The sequence below is a fragment of the Bacillus sp. SIMBA_008 genome (genome assembly GCF_046535495.1).
Classification (GTDB): Bacteria; Bacillota; Bacilli; order Bacillales; family Bacillaceae; genus Bacillus; species Bacillus subtilis.
In genome coordinates this window covers 1-238 of the sequence record NZ_JAWRWL010001227.1, presented here as the reverse complement: position 1 = coordinate 238, position 238 = coordinate 1, and the positions used below count along the sequence as shown (strand labels likewise).

Here is a 238-nt window from a genome sequence, read left to right as displayed (position 1 = left end):
AGCGCAACTCTGATTATATCGGCGATTTTCCAAATATATCAGCGCAACTCGAATTATATCAGCGATTTTTTAAATATATCGACTTATCAACAAAAAACGACAATAATAGCGACTTATACAATAAAAAAGGTGGTTCCAAAATACGTTTTGGAACCACCTTTTCTTTACTACACTCGAACGTGTAACTTCATATTTGGATTATAATATTGGCTCGGGCTCTTCAACTGAAAAGTTCCTC

1 protein-coding gene and 1 pseudogene are annotated in these 238 nt (G+C 34.5%); one reads left to right on the top strand and one right to left on the bottom strand.

Annotated features, from left to right (window positions below):
- Positions 1-185: hypothetical protein (locus SB658_RS27350; protein WP_410603695.1), on the top strand; the 185-nt coding region annotated here is incomplete at its 5' end.
- On the opposite strand, the pseudogene SB658_RS27345 reads toward SB658_RS27350, so the two are convergent.
- Positions 168-238, bottom strand: a pseudogene (locus SB658_RS27345) (iron-sulfur cluster biosynthesis family protein); the annotation flags it as partial. The gene SB658_RS27350 and the pseudogene SB658_RS27345 sit on opposite strands and share 18 nt — an antisense overlap.